Below are 19,426 nucleotides of genomic sequence, written 5' to 3'. Positions count from 1 at the left end.
GTGTCAGTTACTTGATACTGCTTTGACACGCATTATTTTATGCTTTACTAATATATTGATCTTTTGGCTCAACTAAAATTGTGCGTAAGTCCTATGGAAGAAAAACGGTGAGGTTGATTTCGTCCTGAAGATGAGAGATACCAGCATAATGGCGATCAATGTCAATTACACCGATCAGATTCACCGGCGGGAGACAGACGCCCTTCGTGAGTTTGCAGAAGCATTCGGTCCGAAGGTGAGCCGGTGCCTCCTCCTTACTAAGGATACACAGGGAACGGAAGGAATAATTCAGTATATCCCACTATGGAGATGGCTGCTGGAGAGAGATGGAGAGAAGTGATATGGTTAATCTGGAGTGCGGAGATGAAACGTACTATCCACCAGGATTGGCAGAACAATCCTCAAGATACAACCCGATAGCTTCCCATGCCATTAGTATTGTGCCTCATCAACAGTCTCCCCGAACGTGACGCAGCCGGGAAGCGTCGGCAGCGTGACAGTATACCCACCATCCGGCTCTCTTCGATGCAAAATACGGTAATTCAGGCTTCTCCTCACCATGCACTCCTGTTCGTGATACTCTATCACCAGATGGCGTATGATGGGTACCCGTCCGGGGGTGGTACCCTGCTTTTGAGATCCCACGAAGAGTATATGCACAGATTTACAGAGGATGTGATCTCCGTTTGAGCTTTTTATGAAATAATCCGGCGTCAAGCCCTCAGCGCTCCCCCCTCTCCTATCATAGGCCCATGTGTGCAACATTGTAAATATGATACATACCTACACTACGTGTATGGCTGCAACGAAAAGGATCCCCGTCTCGGAAGGGGTCTGGGCGGAGATCTCCGATCTGAAGCAACCCGGCCAGACCTTTGACGAGCTTCTCTCCGCAATGGCCGAGCAGGAGAAGAAACGTCGGTTCATCGAAGATATGGATCGCATCGAAGCCGAAGGGGATTTCGTGGAGTTGGACTTTGGCGTTCCGGATACTGATTGATCGCAAGACCCTTGCGAGCATCCAAAGCCTCAGCGAAAAGAGCCAGCGGATTATCATGGAGAAGCTGAAACCCCTGCAGGGTGATCCGTATCCCGGCAGCGGGAGCGATAAGGAGCGCCTGTATGTACACGGGCGCGAAGATACCTATCGACTTCACATCAGCCGGAGTTTGACGGCATTCTATCAAATCCATGAACCGGAGAAGGAAGTCCATATGCTTGCCGTGATGTCAATCGAGCAGGCTCACAAACGGTACGGCTTGTTCTGACCTCGTTGTATTTGTCAATACCAGGCACTCAGCCGGGTCTGATAACCAGTTGAAACCCCATGCATCCCTCCTGCATTTCACCGGACTGCCCCCGCTGCAACCTCAAGATCTGATACGAACCGGTTACAACCAGATATCTGCATTAAAAACGGAATGAACGAGAATCGTGAATGAATAAAAAAAGGTTGGCGGAATCAGAGATTTGCCGCAATATTATTTACGGACACCGTTCCAGAGATACGTAGCCCCGGTCGTGTCATCAGCGCTTTCCCATGTTCCACTGAAGGTATTTCCGTCAGCTGACATTACAAATACCATAGTGCCGGATGTCCCCGGAAGACCATTCTCAGACCAGGTGCCTGTCAGTGTGTTTCCTTCAACAGTACCTGTGATTGACCCTGAGAAATTCTCTTCGGGATTAACATAGGTTCCGGTTACCGACGAGCCAGTCTGGGTGAACGTAATGTCATCCCCTGGTATCAGGGTCGCGTGATCCGCAGATGTCCATGTCGTACTCCATATGCCGTCCCAGGACATTGCCGGTGTTGGATCGGATGTGCTCGTGCAGCCGGCAGCCATCAGCATGAGACATGCAAGGCCAATAAGGATAAGACTGATTGATTTTTTCATACAATTTACCACCTTCTTAGTTACGTTTGAATCGGCTACAATGCAGACAAAACTAAGAGTGAATGCATTAGTGCCAAATAAATATATGTACTTTCCTATTGGTACCCTATCAGCAGTTGACAGAGTATACAACACCCGGTATTTCTCTGATAATCCTTGGAAAAACAAGCACAATGGAATTGATTAAACAAATGAGTCAAAGCACGAGTGAAAACTTCAGCATAAAAAAAAGCATCCTCACCTGATAAACCGAAGAGATCCTGCCGCTCCGTCAACCTCCACCCGGTCGCCGTCTTTGAACCGGGTATAGACCCCCTTTATCCCGGCAACACAAGGCTTCCCAAGCTCCCGTCCGATGATGGCACCCTGCTCGATCATCTCCCCGACCTCGAGGATAATGGCCCCGGCTGCAACAAAGATGGGTGTCCAGCCGGGATCTGCTCCATGAATCACCAGGATATCGCCGGGTTGGATCGGTTTCTCACCCGATGGCGTATGATGGGTATCCGTGCGGGTGGCACTATCAGGCGTTGGATCATTTTTATCTACAGGAAAGCATATTATGAAGCAAAGCGAGCGTTTTGTATGGCTAAGAATCAGCGTGCAGATGCAAAGAATCCCAACAACCCATCAGAAAAGTCAGCGGGGGATAACAGGGCAAATCAAATCAACCCAAATAACAGCGCTACGAAGTCCGGCAAAAGAAAGAAGTAAGCAAAAAAGGTTCTTTCCTTCCTAAAAAGGATTTTGGCATAAAAATCCCTCTATTTTAACAATGACAATTTTAAGGAAGGCGATGATGAAGGGTGAGCTAAGAGGATAATACAAGCCTGGTGATCACCATTATCACCCTGAGGAGAGAGGATACCAGTATGAAGACGTTTGCGGCAGTGCTCTTTAAAGATGATGATATGTATGTCGCAGAGTGCCCTGAAGTAGGGACTGTAAGCCAGGGTTTCACAATAGAGGAGGCTATAACAACCCTCAGGGAAGCAACAGAACTATACCTTGAGGAATTCCCGCTGGAAGAGGGGAGGCGGCCAATCATTACAACATTTGAGGTGGCCGAAGGTGTCCGGGTATAAACCTGTTTCTGGTGAACAGAGTATTGAAAAAGCCGCTTAAAAAATATGGATTTTCCATAAGCAGACAAAACGGCAGCCATGTCAGACTCTCAACAAGAAAGCAACAGGAAAGATGTGATTCCACCACATAACGAATAAGCAAGCGAGGAGAGTATTTCTTTCACAGGATCATAACCCGCCAAAAAATACATTTTTCGCCGGTTTACAACCCATCAAAAGATATCGTTTGGCATGGGTATACCCATACGAAATGCCATGACTGCTCTCCTCCCCTCCATCACCATCTCTTACCCCCCTACAACTTCACCCGCCGGAGCAGCTGTGCATTCGCTGCGACGATGACGGTACTTGCGGACATCAGGACGGCACCGACCGCCGGGGAGAGCATGATGCCAACGGGTGCAAGGATGCCCGCGGCAAGCGGCAGTGCAACCACATTGTATCCTGCAGCCCAGACCAGGTTCTCCTGCATCTTCCGGTAGCTTCTCCTGCTTAAGTGGATGAGCGAGACGACATCCCGGGGATCATTCTCAATCAGGATGACATCCGCAGACTCGATCGCGACATCAGTCCCGGAACCGATCGCAATACCGACATCGGCACGGATCAGGGCGGGGGCATCGTTGACCCCGTCGCCGACCATCGCCACAAACCTCCCCTGATTCTGTAGTTCGATGATCTTTTGATCCTTGTCTTCGGGCAGCACTTCGGCAAAGATGATCTCTACACCCAGTTCTTTTGCAACCTTCTCTGCAACGGCACGGGAATCTCCCGTCAGTATGGCAACGGTGATGCCCATCTCCTGAAGTGCCGTCACCGCCTCATAACTCTCCGGCCGAACAATATCGGCAAGTGCTGCTGCCCCGATCACCGCATCGTCCATAATCAGGTACATGACCCCCTCCCCCCGGGACGCTGCGGCATCAGAGAATGCCTGGATCTCTGCGCCCGGTGTCAGCGCAAGATGGCTGAGAAGATTGGGGCCCCCGACATAGACCGTGGAGTCTCCCGCCATTTTCGCATGATTACCATCTCCCGGCTCTCCTGCACCTGCGCTGACCGTCACACGGATCCCCCTGCCCTTAAGCGTCTCAAATCCGGAGACAGCCGGAATTGATACCCCCCTTCGGCCGGCTTCACTGCGGATGGCACGGGAGATCGAATGCTCGGAATCCCCTTCAGCAGCCGCCATCAGGGCGAGGACGTCATCTTCGGTCTTTGAACCATCTGAGATGAGATCCACCACACCCTGCTCCCCCCGGGTCAGAGTGCCTGTTTTATCAAAGACGATGGTATCGAGCCTCCGTGCCTCTTCCATTGCAATACGGTTCCGGATCAGCATGCCGTTGCTTGCTGCAAGTGAGGTATTGATCGCAACCACAAGCGGAATCGCAAGACCGAGGGCATGGGGGCATGCAATCACAAGAACCGTGACGACCCGTTCAATGACGATAATACCAAAACCAACAGCAATCGTCCATGCAACAGCCGTCACAGCTGCAACAGCGATGGCCGCATAAAAGAGCCAGCCTGCGGCCCGGTCTGCAAGTATCTGCGTATGGGATCTGCTCTGTTGTGCCTCATACACAAGTCGCATGATCCCCGAGAGCGTCGTCTCGTCACCGGTTGCGGTGATCCGAACCCGGAGGCTTCCGTCCTGGTTGATTGTCCCGCCGATGACCCGGTCACCGGACTCCTTCCTGACAGGTGTTGACTCACCGGTAATCATCGCTTCGTTGACATCTGACTCCCCTTCCTGGACAATGCCATCTGCAGGAATGTTGCCTCCCGGCCTGACCAGAACCAGATCATCGGTCATCAGGTCGTCAACGAGTACCTCTTGGATCTCGCCTGAATCGGTCAGTCGCTCTGCAGTCGATGGGATAAGCCCGGCCAGTTCATCAAGGGCACCCGATGCACGCCGGACACTGCGCATCTCAATCCAGTGGCCGAGCTGGAAGATGACAATCAGTGTGACAAGCTCCCAGAAGAGTGGCTCTCCGATATCGAAGAACGCTGCTCCGAGGCTGTAGACAAATGCAACAACGATTGCAAGTGAGATCAGCAGCATCATTCCTGGCTTGTGGTTCTCTGCCTCGATCGCACCCATCCTGAGGAAGGGCAGACCCCCATAGAGGAATATGACCGTTCCAAGCACGGGACCGACATAGTCACTCCCCGGAAATGCGTATGCAGTATAGGAGAACCACTCCTGCAGCATGTGGCTGTAATAGAGGACGGGGAGGGAAAGGAGGAAACAGACGATGAAGCGACGCTTAAACATCTCCTCATGACCGGAATGATCAATATGTGGTCCCTGGTGTGTATCTCCGGATCGTGGTTTCTGATCCGCAGTGCCCCCCTTGTACCCCTCACAGATCCGGCACCCCGGACAATGGCAGCTCGTGGGTCCTTTACCACGGGGTTGCTCGTCTCCTGTATGGCTATGCGTATGATCATGCACGTCCGGACTCATCTCGTCATCCCCCTGATGATAGAATGTGACTGGATTGATCCACACTTACAAAAAGGATTGCCTCTTCTGAACAGTATACTCACCATCATCGTATCATCGGTGCTCATAAAAGCTGCGGGTGATCACACCCTCGTTAATCTGCCCGACGCCATGCAGCTACAGCAAGTAAGAAATAGTTCGATCTCCAATTGTTCGTATAACGGCACCCATTATCAGTATCCCCTTAAGAGACGTTCAGTAACTGCCGCCGTACCATACACGAGGTTGTATTTATGAAGAAAGGTTTTGCAGCAGATATTGAGACAGACACAGTACAGAACACCGATTTTCGCAGAGTGCTCTATACAGGAAAATACAGCCAGCTCGTTCTGATGAGCCTCAAGCCAGGTGAAGAGATCGGATCCGAGGTCCATGATGATATCGACCAGTTCTTTCGCTTCGAGCAGGGAGAGGGGAAGGTCGTTATCGACGGTGTCGAACACATGGTCAAAGACGGAACTGCGGTCGTCGTCCCTTCAGGTGCAGAACACAATGTCGTCAACACCTCAGCGACCGAAGATCTCCGGCTCTATACCGTCTATGCCCCCCCGGAACACATAGACGGCACCATCCACAAAACAAAGGCAGAAGCAGACGCCGCTCATGAGCACTTCGATGGAAAGACGACCGAATAAGCGGACAACAGACCTGATCTCTGCCCCCCCTAAAGGGCGATAAGATACGACCCATCATGATCTGATGGGAACTCAAACTCCTTTTTTCGATGCACATGTTTTTCTGCCCTCTACCCCCTTTGAATCCGATCGGCAGGGAAAAAATGCCCGGAACAGATCCGGGATCCGGTTCCAAAGGAAGACGAACAATCCCGGTTATCAGAAGAAACGGAGCGGAGTGTCATACTGATTCGGAGTGAGCTGCACGGGGGATGGATGACAGGGGAGGGATCAGGAGCGGTAAACCAGCTATCCTTAATCCTTATCTATCATCATTACAAACAAGCCTTCAGGTGTACCCAATGAAGCGAATATCATACCAGGTTATATTCGGGGCAATCCTCCTCATCCTCGGAGTGCTGCTCCTCCTCAACACCGCAGAAATATATGACACCAGCGGGTTCGTCATCTATATTCCGTCACTATTTGTCCTCCTCGGGCTGTATGGACTGGTGAAGAGCGGCTTCCAGTCAATCGGGGGCCCGCTCATCCTGATCGCTGTCTTTGGAACAATTCAACTCATCATCCTTGAGTATATCACCACGGACTATCTTCTGCCGATCATCATCATCGCCGTCGGAACAGGATTTCTGCTGAGCCGTTTTCGTCGCCCGACCTCCCGTGCCATGGTCACCGATACAATTGACCTCATGGCGATCTTCGGCGGTGTCGAGACACGATGTACATCTCAGTCATTTCAGGGTGGTGAGGCCTCGGCCATCTTCGGAGGGGTTGATCTCGATCTCAGGGAAGCAGTGGTCCGGACCCCGCCCGCAGAAATTCAGGTGGTCGCACTCTTCGGCGGCATCGATATCCGGGTGCCTGATGGCTGGGAGGTCAGAATGAACGTCGTCCCGATCCTCGGCGGAGCGGAGGATGAACGGCCACGGAGGAACATCCGGGAGGCACAGAGAACCGATGACGAGACCCGGAGAGAGAAGTCAGATCAGCCTGATCTTATTGTGAACGGGTTTGTTGCCTTCGGCGGTCTCTCGATCAATGATTGAGAAACCCGGAATATCATAGATACACTTTTTTTTGGAGTTTGTAATTCTGTTCCATCGGAAGCATCTCCATCGTTTTCTATCGTGCGCCAGGAGTCCTGATGTGACCATCTCCAGAATACACCTGAACAGATCAATCCCATTCTCCACCCCCATACCAAATAAACAGATACCAGCAGTCCATTAAGAACAAATTATTTAACAATAATTATATATTAATTGCCAAAGAACTGGGCATACCGGAAAGGGGGTGATATCGCATCATATGATGGAGATCAATATTATTAAACTGAAAGATACTGCAACACCGGAGGATGTATCGAGAGTAGCGAAGATGCTTGAAGACTTCGGAACCGAGGTCATTATGGCCTCTCACCAGAAGAGATGGCTCATCGCGCCTCTCGATCAACAGATGGCGGTTGAAGTGCGCAAACTGCGTACCGTCGAACTCCTTGGGGGAATCACCCTGAGCGAACCACATATCCCGGTGATTCGTTCACCGGAAAAATAAGGATCTGATAACGTATGGCACTACCAAGCAGTGTGGGACAGGAGCTTCTTGATGTTCCGTTCCCGGAAATGGTTGAGAAGCTCGCCCTTGCCATTGCCCAGGGGCAGTTTGCTCTTGATATGAACTCAATCAAGGTAGCCCAGATACTTGCGGATATTACGCTGCCTAAAGAAACGGTTCCTATCGCGATAGAAGAGACGAGGGATGAGGAAGGGAATGTGACAGCCTCGGCCATCGTCTACAACAAATCTGATATGCCGCTGATCGCCTACGGGCTGAATCCGACATTCTACCAGTTTACGGATACGGTCATCGAAGTCAGGATGACGATCACCATGCGGATTGAACGTTCACTGGAGATTGGCGTATCAAAGAAATTTGAGGTCAAGTCGACGACCGATACCAACGCCAGCTACAAAACAGGAGGTATTGCAAGCTTCTTTGCAGGAACGGCCAAGTTTGGTGTGAAGAATACGACAACGGTCGCATACACATCCACATTCAATGCAAAGTATGCCCAGTCATACTCATTCCAGGCAGAGGGGACCAGCCTTATACGGACAATCCTCAAGCCGGTACCACCACCAAGCAGGGCAATACCCACCATCATCGCAAAGGAAGAGATCAGTGCCTGACGTGGCAGGCTACAGGATAAACCCTGTGGTGAACCACCCGGACACATGGAGGACCATGTATGGCTGACGTTGAGAAGATCATCGAGGACGTCCTGATCAGCCCGCTTGAAAGCGTTCTGCTTCATGTGAGCAGGGGTGTTGCCCAGAGTCAGCTGGAACTGGATAAGAACAGCCTTGCAACGCAGACACTCATTGACAATACAGGAGATCTGAGCGATACCGGGATCACTGCAACGTGGTACCATTTCTCCGAAGTAGAGCTGGAACTGAAGATGGCCCTCTCAATGACCAGGGTCGTTGAAGAGAAGAGCGGAGGCCTGAAGATAATTCGAAACCGTCTGTTTGCAGCTCCGATGAACGCTCACTACCAGAATGCGTTCAAGTATGATAGTACCGCAAACAGCATGATCAAGGCACGGCTCGTCTCGATACCGCCGCCGGTTCAGGTACGGAGATCCTGAGGGGGGATGTATGGCCAACACGAGGAGAGATGTGATCGAACCGGATGCACTCAAAAAGGCGCTGGAGGGTGTAGAGAAGGATAAAGCCAAGGTCACCGAAGAGCTTCAGACCGAGAGGAAGAAGATTGAGTCCCTCACAAAAGAACAGGAGATACTCAATACCAGTCTTGCCGAACTTACACGTAAGAATGCGGAGATGCAGAAGCAACTTGCTTCTCTTCAGATGGAGAAGGCAACCCTCAATGGGGAGAATGAAGAACTGAAAAAAGCTGTCGGACGGCTTGAGAGAGAGGAGGCGGGGTTACAGACCAGACTTGCTGCTCTTGAGAAGGAGGCCAGGGATACGAAGACGGATGAAGAGATCACTGATCTCCGAAGGAACCTCGCCGCCCTTCACCAGGAGAAAGTGGCTCTCGGACAGGAGAATGAAGAGCTGAAGGGATCAGTCGGACGTCTGGAGAGAGAGGAAGCTCTCCTCCGTGGCAGAATCGCAGGTCTCGAGAAAGAGATCAGGATGCCGGAGACTGGCGCAGAGAGTCCGGATATCCATACCCGGCTCGCATCGATCAAATTCGAGAAGATCGCCCTCTCTGTTGAGAATGAACAGCTCCGGACTGCTGTTGCCCGGCTTGAGAAAGAGGAGTATGAAACCCGGAACAGAATTCAGATCCTGGAGAGGGAGCTGCAGCGGCCGAAGCTGTTGCCTGAAGAACTGACCGGGATGCTGAAGAACGCCCTGGTGAAGATGGAGGAGGGGTTGCAGACAACCGGGGGGAGAGTAGGCTACATCGTCGGCAGGTTTGATGCGGATATTAAAGCCAGTCTCTCTGTTGATAAGGATAACAACTTTGCAATGAAGCTCCCCTATCCCGGAGAGATGGTGACCCCGGAGTCCCTCAGTTCGATTAAGCTCTCCTTCTCAGCAGTACCCCGGATGGACACAAATCTTGTCGGGGTTCCGCAATGTACTGGCATGTCCAAAGAGACTGCAATTATGGAGATTCAAAGGGCCGGCCTCAATGTTGAGACGAAAGAGCGACCGAGCCCGTCACCTGCCGGAACGGTGTTCAATCAGGAGCCCGAGGCATATGCAGAGGTACCATTAAAGAGTACTGTTATGCTGACGCTATCCATTCCGGAGACGGTGATCATTCCAAAGCTTACCGGGATGCGAAAGGATGATGCACTCCGGATGATCATTGACAATCATCTCATCGCAGGAGAGATCAGGCAGGAGCTCTCGGCAGAACCACCAGATCTCGTTCTTGGCCAGAACCCTCCCGAAGGAGCAGAGGTTGAGGGGATGAGCCGGGTGGATCTCGTCATATCCAGGGAGGGTGTCACCGTTCCAAAACTGATCGATCAAACAGAAGAGGAGGCAAAAGAGTCTCTCAGGAAGGCGAGTCTGAAAGCCGGAGAGATCAGGTATACGCGATCCCAAAACCCTGATCGGATTGTTGTTGAGCAGTCACCCGGCGCAGATGAAATTGTCGAGCCGGGATCCCTGGTGATCCTGACGATAGCACAGCCTGTCAGCATCGCGGAGCTGAGATCGATGATCCAGTCTGATGAAGAGGCGCAGAAGAACGAGAAGCTCTTCCAGCGGACGCTGACAGCAATGGATCGTCTCGAGATACAGAATCCCGATGAGATCAGAAGGCTGGCCGTGGTTTCTGATGAGGATCTGAAACGAACACTTGGACTGCAGACAGATGAGGAAGCAGAAAAGGTCAGGAAGGTCATTGAACGTGTCTTCACAGATCTGGGGGGCACCTGATCCGGGGGATCGGATCAGAAGCCACCACCCTATTTTTCAACTCGATGTCATTTTCATCATATCCTCAAAAAGGGATCGAATGGCAGCGGAATGGAATATAAACACTCCGAACTGCCAGCAAAACCCGGGGCGGCTTTCCAGAACAAGAGATACATGGCATCATCGCTTCAGATTTTTTAGATAGTGATATTTATATATAATATACTCAATCTAGTGGTGAGCGGCAGTCATCTGCAATCGAACGAGCAGAGATACCAGCGAAGGCCTGCCATGATACAGGTCGTACAAATCAACGTCGATCCAGAATACCACAGATTCGATCCCGGTTGAAGCATCAGACGATTGCGAGTTTCAAACGAGGTGATTACATGAAAATCCCAGTCTATCTGATCGCAGTAATAATTCTGCTCATTCTCATGGTCATTCCTGCCCATGCAGACCTGCAGAATGAAGATATCAGGATCGAAAACTTTGCCTTCCAGCCACAGTCCATCACCATCGAAGCAGGGACAACTGTCATCTGGACGAATAGTGACCCCGTGGATCATACCGTCACGAGCACCGAGGGAATCTTTGACTCCGGGCTCTTCGGCAAGGGTGAAGAGTTTGAATATACCTTTAACGAGCCGGGAACCTACCCGTACTTCTGCATCCCCCATCCTCAAATGACGGGGGAGGTCATCGTCCTTGAGATGCAGGATGTCATTGAACCGGCTGTTCTTGTGGCAGATCAGGAGATCATAAATCAGATGGTAAGAATCGATCAGGTGATCAGTGCAGGACCGGGCTGGATCGTCATTCATGCTGAGGAGAACGGCACCCCCGGACCGGTCATCGGCTACGCCCCGGTAGAGGATGGGGTGAGTGAAGATCTGATGGTCACCATCGATCTGAGAGATGCAACAGAGACCCTCTTTGCCATGCTGCATATCGATGCAGGTGTTATCGGCGTCTATGAGTTTCCGGGCGAGGATGTGCCGGTCTTTGTGGACGGAGAGATGGTCGTTGAGCCCTTTGCCATTATTGCACCTCAGGTGACGATGGAGCGGGTGGGACTGGAACTCATCCCCGGGAATTTTGTCGCACCCGTCACACTAACCTCTCCTGACGACGGAACCAACCGGCTTTTTGTTGTCGATCAGGTTGGTCTGATATGGATTATTGATGCAGAGAACAATCTCCTTAATGAACCGTTCCTCGACATCTCCGCCAATCTCGTCGATCTGAGATCAGGATTCGATGAACGGGGGTTGCTCGGCCTTGCGTTCCACCGTAATTTCGCTGATAATAACAGATTCTTCATCTACTACAGCGCTCCTCTCTCCGAGGATGCGCCTCAGGGCTGGGACCACACAAGCCGGATATCCGAGTTTGCGGTCTCACAGGCTGATCCAAACCGGGCAGATCACGACTCTGAGAGGGTGATCCTTGAGATCCATCAGCCACAGTTCAACCATAATGGAGGGTCGATCATGTTTGGACCCGACGGATACCTCTATATCCCTCTCGGAGACGGCGGCGGAAGCAATGACGTTGGGGTAGGCCACCCACCACAAGGACATGGGCAGGACATCACCACACTGCTCGGCAGCATCCTTCGGATCGACATCGACGGTGAAGAGCCCTATGAGATACCAGACGACAATCCGTTTGTCGAACAGGAAGGACGGGATGAGATCTTCGCCTATGGGATACGGAATGCATGGCGCACAAGCTTTGATGCCGGTGGGGAGCGGCAGCTGTTTGCAGCCGATGCCGGGCAGGCTCTCTGGGAATCGGTCAACATTATCGAGCCTGGTGGAAACTATGGCTGGAATCTGAAAGAGGGGAGCCATGCCTTCGATCCGGAAAACCCGGGAGTATCCCCTGAAGAGGTTCCGGTGACCGGTCTCCGCGGTGAGCCACTGATTGACCCGATCATCGAGTATCCAAATGCCAATCAGCCTGGGGGTCTTGGTGCAGTTGTTGTCGGGGGGTATATCTACCGTGGCAGCTCGATGCCTGAATTGTATGGACGCTATATATTCGCCGAATGGAACAGGGTCGATGCCAGTGGAGACGGAATCCTTTTTGTCGCAACACCCCCTCAAGACGGTCACGCCACTGGGATGTGGGAGTTCTCAGAGCTGGAGATTGTTCCTGATGGGACAGTCGGGGCCTATATACTGGCACTTGGGCAGGATGCGAACCACGAGCTCTACGTCCTGACCTCTGAGAATCGAGGACCTGAAGGGGAGACCGGTCGAGTCTATCGGATAACCCCGCCGCTGGCAGTGCCTGAACCTACCCCGGCCACCCCCGGACCGGTGGAGATTCCGGGATTTGGCGCATTTCTGGCAGTTGCAGGCCTCTGTGCGGCTGCATCCCTTGCCCTCCGCAGAAGATAATGCAACCATCCATTTTTTTCAGAACGTTGTACGATCCGTAACAGGGAGATGTTCGTCGGAGGGGCGCCCTCTGGAGAATTCTGGCCAGATGTATCGATGAAGCACCAAGGGAGAGAGGTAGTACTCATTATGTTCTGGGAAATATCCGGAGATCATCTCTTCCGCTTCGATTTGCGGCGTTCTTTCAGGCGTGGAGGGGGAGTACCCCCACTCCCCCGGATTGTATCACGAATTGTCTCCGGGATCCTTCGAATCGCCCGACGAATATCAATATCGCCGATCTCCTCCCAGATCCGGAGGATCACCTCAACTGCAACCTTCAGATCCATCATGAGAGACTGATCACTAGTACGTATCTTAGTTTCATGCCTTTTATTTATATAAGGCCAATATACCAATAGGCTGGTGAATACCAGTATGGAAGAGTCAACATTCAGACAATTTCAGCGCGAGGTACGACACTTCTTTCGTGTCTCTGTGATGAATATCGCTTTCGCCGCACTCCTGATGGCATTCGGACTGATGGTCGTTGTACAGGAAGTAATCTCAATATGGGAGACGTTTACCACAGAGATGTCTGTGACCTTCTCCCCGGTCTTCCTCATTGTTGCCGTATCTGCAATGATAATCGGACTTGCCTGGATCATCACCAGTGCCAGGGTCTTTGAGGGGATCGAATCGATAAAGGATGATCTCGGGAAGCTGACGAAGAAGAGCGTATCGCCGACCGAATCCGGCCATGATGAGAGAGACGAAGAGCTGACCCGTCTCATCGTCAGGATGCTCTCCCATTACCGGGATAATCACGGCACAATCCATCGGATGATCTATGTCTGTATGCTTGGGAGCTGCAGTATCTTTGCCCTTGGGACCATTGCGAGCCTTGAACACGTCGCTCTCTCATCAGGGAGCTTCTCCTTCACCATCGGACCGAACCTGCTGCTCCTCCCGTCCATGATTATCATGGTCGCCTTCGCCATCGCGAGCCTCATATCGTCAATCTACTTCTACCGGTTTGCGAAGGTCTGGGATGAGCGGCTGAAGGAGATCGAACAGTCAGAGGATCTACTGGAAAAGACGCTGGAGATGAGCCTGAGATGAGCGGACGGAGAACCGCGTATGAGATCTACTGGGAGATCCTTGTCTTCTGCAGAAAGCCGCAGTCATTTACCGGGATCATCAACAGGTGTGATCTGAACTCAAAGACCGGCCAGGAGTACCTCGGGTTTCTGATGGAGAAGGAGTACCTCATGGAGACGGTTGAGGGGGATAAGAAGCGGTACTCCTCCACCGAGAAGGCCGGGGAGTATATTACCCTCTTCAACTCGCTCTACCAGAAGCTCTTCGATACCGCCCCGACGTTTAAGTTATAATACGCAGGGGGACAGGATAGCCGAATCCGGCAACCCTGAAATTTTTTTTACCGGGAGAAAGTGAGAGAGCTCAGATGGACGCTTCCCATCCCTGTCCCATGTCGATGAGAGGGCGGACTTCGGTGATTGTGAAGGTAACCGCCGCATGGACCATGGCTGCCGCCTCACTGCCGGCCATCTCTGCGATCCTGTTCCTGAATGTTTCAAGTGCTTCCCCGGAGGTTGCGGATTCCGTCATCTTCAGATAGACCCGAAGACCTTTCCAATCCTCAAACGACTTTCCCGGCTCCATGATCAGATAGACCGCATGAGGATTCTCATTGAGATAGTCAAGGGTCCGTCCCTTGCCAAGAGCCATCACAACCGTCTTCTCATCAGTCATCATCGGGGAGCCGAAGACAGCCGAATCGACCCGCCCCTCCCGGTTCGCCGTGCTCAGGGTGCCGATCCTCGGTTGCCTGTTGAAGTATTCACCTAGTTTTTCCATGATTCTTCTCCTGCTTTTCGTCCGTACGTGATGGAATAGCAGGTCTCCTTCAAAAAGGTATCGGGAAGGGGGAGGGCGTAGTGTAAGAAGATATTCACTTAAACAATTATACGAAGCTTTATCGATAACTACAATAAATACAGAGCATGCAGCCCCCGTCCCGTCCCCTCCGTTTTGTGCATACCGCTGATCTCCACCTCGGAAGCAGGGTGATCACCCTCCCCGGCATGCATCCGGATGTCTCATCCAGTCTCACCGATGCCACCTACACGGCATGGCAGTCGATCATTGATCTCTGTATCAGGGAGGAGGTCGACTTCCTGCTCGTTGCCGGTGATGTCTATGATAGTGCGGATAGAAACATCCGGGCACAGCTGCAGTTCAGAGACGGGCTCAGGCAGCTTGAGAAGAGCGGGATTGCCGCGTATATCGTCCATGGAAACCACGATCCCGCAAATGCCTGGTCACGATCGATTCAGCTCCCAAAGAATGCCCATTGCTTCTCATCAGACGAGCCGGAGGTGATCATCCACAGCGATCAGGATGGAACCCCGATTGCGGCAATTGCCGGAATGAGCTTTGCAACGGCTCATATCCGAGAAAACCTTGCGGAGCGGTTTCCACCCCGCGATAGGGAATGGCCCTTTAGCATCGGTCTTCTCCATTGCAGTATCGGAGGGGCAGCCGGCCATGAGCCATATGCCCCCTGCAGCATCGATGATCTGAGGGAATGCGGCTATGAGTACTGGGCACTCGGCCATATCCACCAGCCTGCCACAATATCAGCCGGGGATCCGTACATCATCTATGCCGGCAACCCCCAGGGGAGGGACATGGGCGAGACCGGTGATCGGGGATGTCGTCTTGTCACGGTCAATATCGATGGATCGGTCGGGATCGAGTCTGTCCGGACAGGAAGCTACCGCTGGGATCTGATCGAGATTGATATCTCCGGGGCTTCTGATCTCGGCATCCTCGAAGAGAAGATTAGAGAGAGGCTTGCTGCGGTATCCGAGGAGGCATATGGTCCGATCATCACCCGCCTCATCCTGACCGGAGTAACACCCCTCAACCATGAACTTGCAGGGGGCGGGATCACCGCACTTGCTGAGCGGCTGACCGAGGATACACCCGTCGGGAAGCACCCTGTCTACCCGGAGCGGATCATCTCCCGGACAACCCCACAGATTAATCGGGAAGAGATCATCGCCCGTGAGGATATCCTCGGAGAGATCTGCAAAAAGAGTGCAGGATTACTCTCTGGGGAGAAACAAAGGATTGCCGAGGCGATTGCCCCTCTCTACATATCCTATGCCCGCTCGTATCTCAATCAGCCTGATGATGACGAGATCACCGCGATCATTGAGGAGGCGGAGGCCCTCCTCCTCTCCAGGCTCGCTGCGGGAGGGATCGAATGAAGATCACCTCGCTCTTCATCGACGGATTTGGAAAGTTCAGCCAATGGAGTCCTCCCGATCAGTTTGGCGATGGAGTAACCGCAGTCCTCGGCCCGAACGAAGCAGGAAAGACGACCATGCTCGCCTTCATCAGACGCATGCTCTATGGCTTCCCGGATGGAAGGAAGAAGGATCTCAACCATTACCAGCCGGCTAACGGTGGAAAGATCGGGGGCAGGCTTGCGTTTGAGACAGATGCCGGAGAAGCATATCTGCTTCACAGGGATGGTGTACGAAGCAGCCCGAAGATCACCAGGCCGGATGGATCACCGGTGAACAGCCCGCTCCTCCCCTCTCTTCTTGGCCCGGCAGACCAGGTCTTTTATGAAAATATCTGTGCAATCAGCCTTGATGAGCTCCAGGAGTTTGGGACGATTGATCGGAAGGAGATACGGGACAGACTGGCTGCAGCCGGTGCAGGAAACCTTCCGGTACGAAGGGTTGCCGATGAGTTGGGTGCATCGGCAGATGCGATCTATGCGGTAAAAGGGAAGAAGAAGGAGATAAATATCCGAATCACTGAACTCAAGGACCTTGAGCAGAAGATCCGGACAATAAAAGAGAGCCAGGGAGAGTATGATCGGATCAACGAAGCAATCTCAGAGAAGAGAGGAGAGCTTGCCCGGAAGAGAGGAGACAAGAAGAGGCGTGAAGAGGAGATCACCTATGCCACAGCCCTCTCAAAAGCCTGGGATCTCTATCTCGAACGGGAGGAGGCAATCCGGGCACTTGAGATGATTCCAGAGACGGGACCCTTCCCTGAAGACGACCTCCTTGAGCTTGACCGGTTGGTTGAGGAGGTCCGGCGGCTCGACGACGATTCAAAAGACCGGATTGAGCAGTGTACAAGGATAGATACGGAGCTGACGGCGGTACACCCCCGGGAAGAGATCCTCAGTCAGGCAGATGCAATCCGATCCATTGAACGGACGATTGAGCGGTACCGATCCCGGAAGGATGATTTGGCGAGATACCAGCTGAATCGTAAGCAGAAGGAGGAGAGATCTGCATCACAGCTGGAAAACCTCGGGGGAGAATGGAGCCGTGAGCGGATAACCGGCTTTGATACATCGATCCCGGTCATAAATGAGATAAAGGCCCTCCACGAGGATCTTGAGAGGACAGATGATGCCTGCAGAACTGCATCGATCAATCATGCAGCAGCCAAAACGGCATACGCGGAGAAGAGGGAAGAACTCTTCCGGATACAGGAGCGCCGAAGAGACCTCGGAGAGGTACCGGAGCCGGCTATCGCACGGCAACAGTTCGGAGAGGCTCGGGACCTTCTTGGGATCATCCAGCAGATCGAGAGCCTTGAAGATGATCTCAACACCATACGGAAAGAAGAGGCACGAACAAACGAGATCATTGCATCCCTGAAGATACCGCAACCGCCACAACCCCCGGCATGGCCAGGCTACCTCGTCTTCCTGGCCGCCATCCTTACCCTCATCGGAGGATTCCTGGCAGAGGCACTCCTCCCGGCAGCCGCTCTTGCTGTCATTCTGATCATTGCCGGTGCAGGCATCCTCATCTTCAGGGGAACTGCCAGCGTTGCCGGCTCTTCAGTCCCGGATACCGGATCATACCAGGATGAGGCAGAGACGCTTGCATCAGAGCGAAAGAAGATTGAGATGAAACACGCTGCCGCCATAGAGAAGGGGCAGAGGCTCGCCGTGACATTCGGTCTTGCATCCATTCCATCAAGGAGAGAGGCTGAGGATCTCAGAGATCATCATGAGGATATCGTCACGCTTGCCGACCGGGGTGCCGACCTCGCGAAGGATATGGCACGTGCGGAGGTGCTCTGCCGAACCGCATCCACTGAACTGAACGTACAGGAGGATGCTCTTTCCCTTGCCAGATCCGGACGGAAGGATGCGGTTGATGCATGGAAGAGCTGGTGCCGGGTTCGCGGTCTCCCAACGACGACCCATCCCGAACTCATCACCCACCTCATCGGCGGGATCAAGGAGGCAAAAGACCTCATTGCAGCGATTGATCTGGACAGAAAGAGAGAAGAGTCCCTTTATGAAGAGATTCAATCCTTTGAGGAAGATATCCGTGCCGCTGCTGCTGCCTGCGGGGAGGCTGTGGCCGGGACCCCGGAGGGTATCGGAGAGAGGCTTGTGACCCTCCTCAACGAGGCAGAAGAAACGATGAGACGAAGGAAAAGTCTTATTGAGAAAAGGAATGGCGAAGAAAAAGCAATGGAGAATACCCGCTCCCGTCTGGAGAAGACCACCGGGATGCTCGCCACCCTCCTCCAGAGCAGGGGGGCGGCAACACCTGATGAATATCGGGAGTTTGAACGTCTCTCACGGGAGAGGCAGGAGCTGAAGAGACGCATCCATGATGCCGAGGCTGCAATCAGGAGGATCAGCGGAGAGGAGCGGTTCGATGACGTCATCATGGCATTGGGAGAGTATGATCCCATCGTGATGACCGCCCGCCTCAGTGAGATGGAGGATGAGCAGTCAGGGATACACACGGCAATCGAGGAGATCAACCAGGAGATCGGCACTCTTCAGGAACGCTCTTCCATGATCGAGGGAGATGACCAGCTCACCGTCCTCATCTCGGATGCGGCCGCGCTTCGGGAGGAGATCAACCGGATATCAAGGGAGTGGGCGGTCTATACCACCGCATCAAGCCTGCTTACCATGGCTGTCGAGACGTTTGAGCGTGAGAAACAACCGGCGATCCTGCAGGAGGCGCAGTCGTTCTTCACAGGCATCACCGGAGGAAGGTACACCAGGATCATCAAACCCCTCGACGCTGCGAATGGAGCGGATCTCTTCGTCGAGGAGAGAAGAGGAGGCCGAAAGAGGGTTGATGAACTCTCGCGGGGAACAGCCGAACAGCTCTATCTTGCACTCAGGTTTGGCTATATCCGTGACTATGTGCATACATCCGCCCCCGTTCCGATCATCTTTGATGATATTCTCGTCAACTTCGATCCCGGACGGCGAAAGAATGCATGCAAGGCAATCGCAGAGCTCGCAGAGACCTGCCAGGTCCTCTACTTCACCTGCCATCCCGAGACGGTTGCTGATCTTACCAGTGCGGCACCCGGGACGGTGGTGATGGATCTGTCAGGGATCTGAACCACTCATTCTCCGCCCTATCACTCAAAAGATTGGTGGCATCGGGATCAGACGT

20 protein-coding genes and 1 pseudogene are annotated in these 19,426 nt (G+C 52.8%); 15 read left to right on the top strand and 6 right to left on the bottom strand.

What is annotated here, in order from left to right:
* Positions 1–112 precede the first annotated feature (112 nt).
* A pseudogene (locus J2T58_RS10310) lies at positions 113–340 on the top strand (ATP-binding protein); the annotation flags it as partial.
* A 92-nt stretch (positions 341–432) separates the two neighbouring features.
* Here J2T58_RS10310 and J2T58_RS10305 read toward each other — a convergent pair.
* Complete coding sequence (locus J2T58_RS10305; protein WP_253489670.1) at positions 433–588, bottom strand: type II toxin-antitoxin system HicB family antitoxin; 156 nt, start codon at positions 586–588, stop codon at positions 433–435.
* A 208-nt stretch (positions 589–796) separates the two neighbouring features.
* Between J2T58_RS10305 and J2T58_RS10300 the strand changes: the two genes are divergently transcribed.
* Both J2T58_RS10300 and J2T58_RS10295 read left to right on the top strand, forming a co-directional pair.
* The gene (locus J2T58_RS10300; RefSeq protein WP_253489667.1) at positions 797–1,000 is read left to right on the top strand and encodes a hypothetical protein; all 204 of its coding nucleotides are present in this window, start codon (positions 797–799) and stop codon (positions 998–1,000) included.
* Positions 978–1,268 (top strand): hypothetical protein, encoded by a 291-nt coding sequence (locus tag J2T58_RS10295; RefSeq protein WP_253489665.1) that lies wholly within the window; start codon positions 978–980, stop codon positions 1,266–1,268. Before J2T58_RS10300 ends, J2T58_RS10295 begins: the two co-directional genes overlap by 23 nt.
* A 213-nt stretch (positions 1,269–1,481) precedes the next feature.
* On the opposite strand, the gene J2T58_RS10290 is transcribed toward J2T58_RS10295, so the two are convergent.
* Positions 1,482–1,898 carry a hypothetical protein gene (locus tag J2T58_RS10290; protein WP_253489662.1) on the bottom strand — a complete coding sequence of 139 codons (417 nt, stop codon included), beginning with the start codon at positions 1,896–1,898 and terminating at the stop codon, positions 1,482–1,484.
* 237 nt (positions 1,899–2,135) lie between these two features.
* Positions 2,136–2,372, bottom strand: coding sequence for a PEP-utilizing enzyme (locus tag J2T58_RS11160; RefSeq protein ID WP_366518469.1), 237 nt, complete (start codon positions 2,370–2,372; stop codon positions 2,136–2,138).
* Between the two features lie 398 nt (positions 2,373–2,770).
* Between J2T58_RS11160 and J2T58_RS10280 the strand changes: the two genes are divergently transcribed.
* Positions 2,771–2,983, top strand: a complete 213-nt coding sequence (locus J2T58_RS10280; protein ID WP_253489655.1) for a type II toxin-antitoxin system HicB family antitoxin — start codon at positions 2,771–2,773, stop codon at positions 2,981–2,983.
* Between the two features lie 295 nt (positions 2,984–3,278).
* Here the strand turns inward: J2T58_RS10280 and J2T58_RS10275 are convergent, their stop codons facing one another.
* Entirely contained in the window at positions 3,279–5,459 is a 2,181-nt protein-coding gene (locus J2T58_RS10275) for a heavy metal translocating P-type ATPase (protein ID WP_253489652.1), read from the bottom strand.
* A 272-nt stretch (positions 5,460–5,731) separates the two neighbouring features.
* Between J2T58_RS10275 and J2T58_RS10270 the strand changes: the two genes are divergently transcribed.
* The 7 genes from J2T58_RS10270 to J2T58_RS10240 all read left to right on the top strand — a co-directional run bounded on the left by J2T58_RS10270 (position 5,732) and on the right by J2T58_RS10240 (position 12,947).
* The gene (locus tag J2T58_RS10270; RefSeq protein WP_253489649.1) at positions 5,732–6,133 is read left to right on the top strand and encodes a cupin domain-containing protein; all 402 of its coding nucleotides are present in this window, start codon (positions 5,732–5,734) and stop codon (positions 6,131–6,133) included.
* 341 nt (positions 6,134–6,474) lie between these two features.
* Positions 6,475–7,179 (top strand): LiaF transmembrane domain-containing protein, encoded by a 705-nt coding sequence (locus tag J2T58_RS10265; RefSeq protein ID WP_253489645.1) that lies wholly within the window; start codon positions 6,475–6,477, stop codon positions 7,177–7,179.
* A gap of 262 nt (positions 7,180–7,441) precedes the next feature.
* Positions 7,442–7,687 carry a hypothetical protein gene (locus tag J2T58_RS10260; protein WP_253489643.1) on the top strand — a complete coding sequence of 82 codons (246 nt, stop codon included), beginning with the start codon at positions 7,442–7,444 and terminating at the stop codon, positions 7,685–7,687.
* A 32-nt stretch (positions 7,688–7,719) separates the two neighbouring features.
* The gene (locus J2T58_RS10255; RefSeq protein ID WP_253489640.1) at positions 7,720–8,322 is read left to right on the top strand and encodes a hypothetical protein; all 603 of its coding nucleotides are present in this window, start codon (positions 7,720–7,722) and stop codon (positions 8,320–8,322) included.
* A gap of 59 nt (positions 8,323–8,381) precedes the next feature.
* The gene (locus J2T58_RS10250) at positions 8,382–8,783 is read left to right on the top strand and encodes a hypothetical protein (protein WP_253489637.1); all 402 of its coding nucleotides are present in this window, start codon (positions 8,382–8,384) and stop codon (positions 8,781–8,783) included.
* A gap of 31 nt (positions 8,784–8,814) precedes the next feature.
* The gene (locus tag J2T58_RS11255) at positions 8,815–10,560 is read left to right on the top strand and encodes a PASTA domain-containing protein (RefSeq protein WP_253489634.1); all 1,746 of its coding nucleotides are present in this window, start codon (positions 8,815–8,817) and stop codon (positions 10,558–10,560) included.
* A gap of 368 nt (positions 10,561–10,928) precedes the next feature.
* Positions 10,929–12,947, top strand: a complete 2,019-nt coding sequence (locus tag J2T58_RS10240) for a PQQ-dependent sugar dehydrogenase (RefSeq protein WP_253489632.1) — start codon at positions 10,929–10,931, stop codon at positions 12,945–12,947.
* Between the two features lie 152 nt (positions 12,948–13,099).
* Here J2T58_RS10240 and J2T58_RS10235 read toward each other — a convergent pair whose 3' ends face one another.
* A complete protein-coding gene (locus J2T58_RS10235) occupies positions 13,100–13,279 on the bottom strand; it encodes a hypothetical protein (RefSeq protein ID WP_253489629.1) in 180 nt (59 codons plus the stop codon).
* Between the two features lie 85 nt (positions 13,280–13,364).
* Between J2T58_RS10235 and J2T58_RS10230 the strand changes: the two genes are divergently transcribed.
* Complete coding sequence (locus tag J2T58_RS10230; protein ID WP_253489626.1) at positions 13,365–14,048, top strand: hypothetical protein; 684 nt, start codon at positions 13,365–13,367, stop codon at positions 14,046–14,048.
* A complete protein-coding gene (locus tag J2T58_RS10225; protein ID WP_253489624.1) occupies positions 14,045–14,320 on the top strand; it encodes a winged helix-turn-helix domain-containing protein in 276 nt (91 codons plus the stop codon). Before J2T58_RS10230 ends, J2T58_RS10225 begins: the two co-directional genes overlap by 4 nt.
* Before the next feature lie 70 nt (positions 14,321–14,390).
* Here the strand turns inward: J2T58_RS10225 and J2T58_RS10220 are convergent, their stop codons facing one another.
* Positions 14,391–14,807, bottom strand: a complete 417-nt coding sequence (locus J2T58_RS10220; RefSeq protein ID WP_253489620.1) for a pyridoxamine 5'-phosphate oxidase family protein — start codon at positions 14,805–14,807, stop codon at positions 14,391–14,393.
* A 146-nt stretch (positions 14,808–14,953) separates the two neighbouring features.
* Here J2T58_RS10220 and J2T58_RS10215 point away from each other — a divergent pair, with 146 nt between their 5' ends.
* The gene (locus J2T58_RS10215) at positions 14,954–16,225 is read left to right on the top strand and encodes a metallophosphoesterase family protein (protein WP_253489617.1); all 1,272 of its coding nucleotides are present in this window, start codon (positions 14,954–14,956) and stop codon (positions 16,223–16,225) included.
* On the top strand, positions 16,222–19,371 hold the full coding sequence (locus tag J2T58_RS10210; RefSeq protein ID WP_253489614.1) for an ATP-binding protein: 3,150 nt from the start codon (positions 16,222–16,224) through the stop codon (positions 19,369–19,371). The genes J2T58_RS10215 and J2T58_RS10210 overlap by 4 nt, the downstream gene beginning before the upstream one ends.
* Positions 19,372–19,426 lie beyond the last annotated feature (55 nt).

This window comes from Methanocalculus alkaliphilus (assembly GCF_024170505.1).
GTDB classification, from domain to species: domain Archaea; phylum Halobacteriota; class Methanomicrobia; order Methanomicrobiales; family Methanocorpusculaceae; genus Methanocalculus; species Methanocalculus alkaliphilus.
This window is presented reverse-complemented; position numbering and strand designations above follow the sequence as displayed.